The organism is Desulfovibrio sp. 1214_IL3152, assembly GCF_036763055.1.
In the GTDB taxonomy this organism is placed as follows: domain Bacteria; phylum Desulfobacterota; class Desulfovibrionia; order Desulfovibrionales; family Desulfovibrionaceae; genus Desulfovibrio.
In genome coordinates, this window is the sequence record NZ_JBAIYW010000082.1 from 1 (window position 1) to 5,203 (window position 5,203).

At 56.0% G+C, this 5,203-nt stretch carries 6 protein-coding genes; all 6 read left to right on the forward strand.

Annotation, left to right across the window (positions count from 1 at the left end; translation table 11 throughout):
• Positions 1-481: DnaB-like helicase C-terminal domain-containing protein (locus tag V6C07_RS01550; RefSeq protein WP_333534637.1), on the forward strand; the 481-nt coding region annotated here is incomplete at its 5' end.
• A 761-nt stretch (positions 482-1,242) separates the two neighbouring features.
• Complete coding sequence (locus V6C07_RS01555) at positions 1,243-1,509, forward strand: RNA recognition motif domain-containing protein (RefSeq protein WP_012625640.1); 267 nt, start codon at positions 1,243-1,245, stop codon at positions 1,507-1,509.
• Positions 1,510-2,342: 833 nt separating this feature from the next.
• Positions 2,343-2,897 (forward strand): hypothetical protein, encoded by a 555-nt coding sequence (locus tag V6C07_RS01560; protein WP_333534638.1) that lies wholly within the window; start codon positions 2,343-2,345, stop codon positions 2,895-2,897.
• Between the two features lie 129 nt (positions 2,898-3,026).
• Positions 3,027-3,506 carry a siroheme decarboxylase subunit beta gene (ahbB, locus tag V6C07_RS01565; protein WP_333534639.1) on the forward strand — a complete coding sequence of 160 codons (480 nt, stop codon included), beginning with the start codon at positions 3,027-3,029 and terminating at the stop codon, positions 3,504-3,506.
• 489 nt (positions 3,507-3,995) lie between these two features.
• Positions 3,996-4,448: an outer membrane lipid asymmetry maintenance protein MlaD gene (gene mlaD, locus V6C07_RS01570; RefSeq protein WP_333534640.1), complete on the forward strand. Its 453-nt coding sequence runs from the start codon at positions 3,996-3,998 to the stop codon at positions 4,446-4,448.
• Between the two features lie 2 nt (positions 4,449-4,450).
• A complete protein-coding gene (locus V6C07_RS01575) occupies positions 4,451-5,095 on the forward strand; it encodes an MlaC/ttg2D family ABC transporter substrate-binding protein (RefSeq protein WP_333534641.1) in 645 nt (214 codons plus the stop codon).
• The last annotated feature ends 108 nt before the right edge of the window (positions 5,096-5,203 follow it).

Sequence of the window (5,203 nt, forward strand, 5' to 3'; positions counted from 1 at the left end):
GCTGGAACTGCGCGCGCGTGCGCGGCGGCTCAAGGCGGACAAGGGCCTCGGCATGGTGGTGGTGGACTACCTGCAGCTTATGCGCACCAGCCGCCGCACCGATTCGCGCGAACTGGAAATTTCAGACATTTCCCGCTCCCTCAAGGGACTTGCCAAAGAAATGCACGTGCCTGTGGTGGCGCTGTCGCAGTTGAACAGAAAGGTGGAAGAACGCAGCGACAAGCGGCCCATGCTTTCCGACCTGCGCGAGTCCGGCGCTATCGAGCAGGACGCGGACGTCATCATGTTCGTCTACCGTGATGACGTGTACAAATTCGTCAAGCCTGCCGAGCGTCCTCCCCAGGGCGTGGCCGAAATCATTATCGGCAAACAGCGCAACGGGCCTGTGGGTGTGGCGGAGCTTATGTACATGTCGCCCTATACTTCATTTGAGGACATGGCCCCGGACTGGTCGCCGCCGCCCTCTGAAAGCGGGGGATAGGTTTTTCGCAAAAGCGTGCCGCTCTGGCGCGCTTTTGTTTTTTTGCGCTGCCGTGCCCCGTGCCCCGTGCCGCGACTGCGCGGCGTTGCCCTGTGCGAACTCCGTAGTGCTGTGGCTGTTGACGCCCGCATCGTGCTTCAATATCCGGTCTGTCAGATGCAGATATGCGTCGTGGAGACAGGGCGGCGATTCGTATTTCTGTAAAAAATTCCTTCGATTTTTCAAGATCAGATAAAAACACCGATTTTTCGCGCATGCGATATCCTATATGCGGACAAGAGATCGGGGGCTTTTTTGTGTAAAACGCCGTGACGAGAGGGCGGTTCTGCTTTTTGGGGCGGCTCGATTGCGCATAATTTCACACGTAAGGGCCTCATTTTTATGTCTGTTGTGTTGATTTGTAGTATGATTGTTTAGACAAACAGTTCGTATTGTTACTGCACAAGTCGCGCCTATCACATGTAAAAGCTCTGGTTTTGATGCAGCGCCTCTTTGCAGTGCAGATGGATTGTTGATAATGGTTCGCCTGCGCAGGCGTATAACATTCTGAAGCCATTGAATATCTTTTGCTTAAAACCTTCAGTTATTTCATTGCGTCCCATGTTTTTATCACGCAAAAAACGCGCAATGCCAACTTTTTTTAGTGCTTTCGTTGACAAGCTCGTCAAAGCGTGTTTCTGTGACTTGCATGGGCCGCGTACCGGTAATACGTTTTATCGGGTGTAAGCGCGGGAAGATTGTTTTTTTTGAGAGGGTGTTTCATGTCCAAGTCCATCTATGTCGGGAACCTTCCCTGGTCTGCTACTGAAGAACAGGTTCAGGATCTTTTTGCCGAATACGGCAACGTTCTGTCTGTGAAACTTGTCAGCGACAGGGATACCGGCCGTGCCCGCGGCTTCGGCTTTGTGGAAATGGAAGACGGCGAAGCCGACTCCGCCATTGAAGCTCTTGACAACTTCAGCTTCGGCGGTCGCACGCTTCGCGTCAACGAAGCCAAACCCAGGGCTCCTCGCCAGCCCCGCTACTAGGGTTCAGCAACAACATAACGCCCCTTGATTTTTGGGGCGTTTTTTGTTCGTTGCGCTTTTAACTCCGCACAGGCACTGCGCCTTGGGGCGTAACAACGGCGGTGCGGCACGGTTTATTTGACTGCGGCGGGCAGGCAACTCCCTGAACGGTGTGCCCCTTCACGGGTTTAGCCAGCCCGCTCCATATGAGCGCAGGCAGCCTGGGTTATCTGCGCTTACGCTTTATGGGCCTGATGCGCCGTGAGGGCGCGCCTCCGCACAACCCACCCTTTGCCGTATTTTCTTTCGGCCTTTTCCACCTTGCTCTCCCGCTTGCCTCTCCCGAAGCAGGCTAACTTTGCGAATGCATGTTCTCAAGGTTTAAAACACATCCGTTGCGGTGCTTCGCAGGGCAGATAAGCTGTGCGAATAAAATAGAGCAGATAAAACAGCGCAGTTGAGACATCTCTGCTCAGCAGAGCGTGAGCCTTCCCGGCGAGCACCTGCTCTCGCAGCCGTCAGAACAATTTCAGCGAGACTCTGCCTGGCTGCCTGTGCGCTTTTGCCGCAAAGGGGGGCCAGTCCCTTTGCGACCGGCTTCTTTGCGCAGCCATTTGGAACGGCCCTTTTGGTCAGCCCGGGCGGGCCTCCTGTGCTGTGATGCAGCGTAGCCCCGTGCAAGGAACTTGCCGGGAAAAATATTTTGCGGCGCGGGCGGCTCTTGCCGACCATTTCTTTGTGTGGTCAGCCTTGCCGAGCGCTGTAATTTTTGCAATGATGACCATGACGCTTCTGCCGGATAAACAGACCACTATCCACAACTTGCCCGGCGCAACAATCCTTGAGGAGGCAGCATGCTCAACCCCAACCAATGTGTGCTTTACAGCGGCGGCGCCGCCGGTACTGAACAGTTTTTCGGCGCTCTGGCTGAAAGCTGGGGCATGGAGGAAGTGAATTACAGTTTTGAGGGGCATCAGATGGAGCGCACCCGTGGCGTGCGCGTTCTTACCTCTGAAGAGCTGGCCCTTAAAGATGTGAGCCTTACCTACGTGTCGCGCCTCATGAATCGCGAGTACACGCGCGCCCCCCTGTTTCGCAAGGTGTTGCAGTCCATTTGCTGGCAGGTCAGCAGCGGCGACCAGATTATCGTGATCGGAGCCATCCAGCCCGACGGCACTGTCAAGGGCGGAACTGGCTGGGGAGCGGAATTTGCCAAGATTTGCAACAAGCCCCTGCTGGTTTTCGATCAGGCCAAGAACGCCTGGTTTGATTGGCGCAAAGATAAATGGGTGCAGGTTGAAAACCCCGCCATTGAGCAGGCCCATTTTGCCGCAACGGGTACGCGCTTTCTTGAAGACAACGGCCGCGTCGCCATCCAGAATCTGTTTGCCCGTTCGTTTACGCGCTGATAGTTCGGCTTTTTCTCCCGGCCCGGCAAGTTGTCCGGGCCGGGGTTCCGGCCTGTGCCGTGCCTCAGGGGACGGCCGTTTGCCGTGTGCTGTTGGCTGCGGCATCTTCTTTTTCTATTCGGAGAATCCATGAGTCATCAATTCAGCCCAGAGGAACAGGCCGTTTTGCGCATAGTGCAGGCCAACCTGCCCGACAGCCTGACACCCTATGCCGACCTGGGGGAGCAGGCGGGCATGACAGAAGCCCAGGTGCTTGACCTGCTTGGCCGCCTCAAGGCGTCGGGGGCCATCCGGCGTTTCGGCGCGAGCATCAAGCATCAGAAAACCGGGTGGACCCACAACGCTATGGTCGCGTGGAAGGTCACGCCCGACCAGGTGGACGACTGCGGCCGCAAGGCGGCAGAGCACAGCCATATTTCGCACGTCTATTACCGCCCAAGTTCCGCCCCTGACTGGCCCTATGAGATGTACACCATGATTCATGGCCGCAGCGAGGCCGAGTGCCTTGGCGTGGTGGAGGATGTCAGGCGTGCCACTTCCCTGAAAGAGCACGCCATCCTGCGCAGCCTCAAGGAACTGAAAAAAACTTCCATGACGTATTTTACCTAGAGCAGGTTAACTTTGAGAATGTACATTCTCAAAGTTTAAGCCACGCTCGCTTCGCTGCTTAACCGCGCAAGTAAATAGCTCTGCTGGCTTCGCGGCAGTCGTTGGCGAGCCTGCGAGCCTTACGAATGGCGACAGTGGTTGTGTGGAAACAAACCGCTCGTTACACATGCTGTCTGCAAGCGTAGTTTCCTGCGTTACAACTCCTGAAGCATCCGTAACTTCCTTTGTCGTAACGGCTGAAGCTGCGCTTGCATCTTTGCGGGGGGGCGGCTGCTCACGCAGCCGCCAGAGCAATTTTAGTGAAATTGCTCTGGCGCATTCCCGCTTCATATTTTGGCCGCCGCACCATTTTTTGCCAAATAGCGGCCCGGCGGTCTTACAGCAAAGTGGCTTTATTCCGCTGCCGGGACTTGAAACTTTGCGTCCGCCTCCATATAGTTATGGAAGAACGACTGTAGCCAGCGGCTACGGGGGAGTATTGCGAACCCTATGAGTACTGTACGCGAAACCGCTGTGGGCCTTTTTGTGCTGATTGGCCTGCTTTGTGTGGCCTATCTGACCATCAAGCTCGGCAAAATGGAAGTTTTGTCCGGCAAGGGCTACGAGCTTACTGCCAATTTCGACTCTGTTTCCGGCCTGCGTGTCGGGGCGGACGTGGAAATGTCCGGCGTGCCGGTGGGCAAGGTGATCAGCATCAGCCTGGACCCGGACCCCATGCGCAATCAGGCCGTTGTGCGTCTGCGCCTTGACAAGGACCTGCACCTCTCGGACGACAGCATAGCCTCCATCCTGACCAGCGGCCTCATAGGCGACAAATACGTCAGTATTTCCAGGGGCGGCTCAGACCATATTCTCGCCCCCGGCGACAGCATTACGGAAACAGAATCCGCCGTTGACCTCGGCTCTCTTATCAGCAAATACGCCTTCGGAGGAGTGAAATAAACATGCTCACCCATGCGCTTCCGCGCCGAATCACCCTTGCTCTGTGCGGCTTTCTGCTGGCTCTTGTGCTGCTGCCCGCCGGGGCGCAGGCCAACTCTCCTGCCCGGCAGGCCCTTGAAACATCTACAAACCGCATACTGAACTTCATAAAAAATCCCGACTATGTGAACCCCGCCTCACGCGGCCCCATCCGCCAGCAAATTGAAGACGAGGTTCTGCATATATTTGATTTCAATGAATTCTCCTCACGTACCGTAGGGCCGCGCTGGCGCAGCTTTACACCGGAGCAGAAAAAGGCCTTCAGCGACGCCTTTGCCGACCTGCTCATCAATACCTATCTCAACAAGATTGACGGCTATAACGGCGAACAGGTGCTCTATACGGGCGAGGTGAGCTCGGCCAAGGGCGACCGCACCGAAGTGCGCACCGTGGTCACCATGAAGGACGGCAAAAAAGTTCCCGTGGCTTACCGCATGCTGCCCAAAAACGGCAAATGGCTTGTATATGACGTGTTGATAGAAAACATCAGCCTGGTGAAAAACTACCGCACCCAGTTTCAGGACATCCTGAATACCGACTCGCCGGAAAACCTCATTGCGCGCATCAAGGCCAAGGCAATGGAAGTGCGGCAGGAACATGATAAATAATCATTGTTTGCGCCGGATGCGCCTGCTGGCCTTGAACCTTCTGCTGCTGGCGGGCCTTGCCTGCGCTTTTGCCGAGGAATCCGTGGCAGCCCGGGGCGGGCGGCAGGA

Excerpts from the sequence above, each read along its gene's own strand:
- V6C07_RS01555 (WP_012625640.1), top strand. The coding sequence starts at position 1,243 with ATGTCCAAGTCCATCTATGTCGGGAACCTTCCCTGGTCTGCTACTGAA.
- V6C07_RS01560 (WP_333534638.1), top strand. The coding sequence starts at position 2,343 with ATGCTCAACCCCAACCAATGTGTGCTTTACAGCGGCGGCGCCGCCGGT.
- ahbB (WP_333534639.1), top strand. The coding sequence starts at position 3,027 with ATGAGTCATCAATTCAGCCCAGAGGAACAGGCCGTTTTGCGCATAGTG.
- mlaD (WP_333534640.1), top strand. The coding sequence starts at position 3,996 with ATGAGTACTGTACGCGAAACCGCTGTGGGCCTTTTTGTGCTGATTGGC.
- V6C07_RS01575 (WP_333534641.1), top strand. The coding sequence starts at position 4,451 with ATGCTCACCCATGCGCTTCCGCGCCGAATCACCCTTGCTCTGTGCGGC.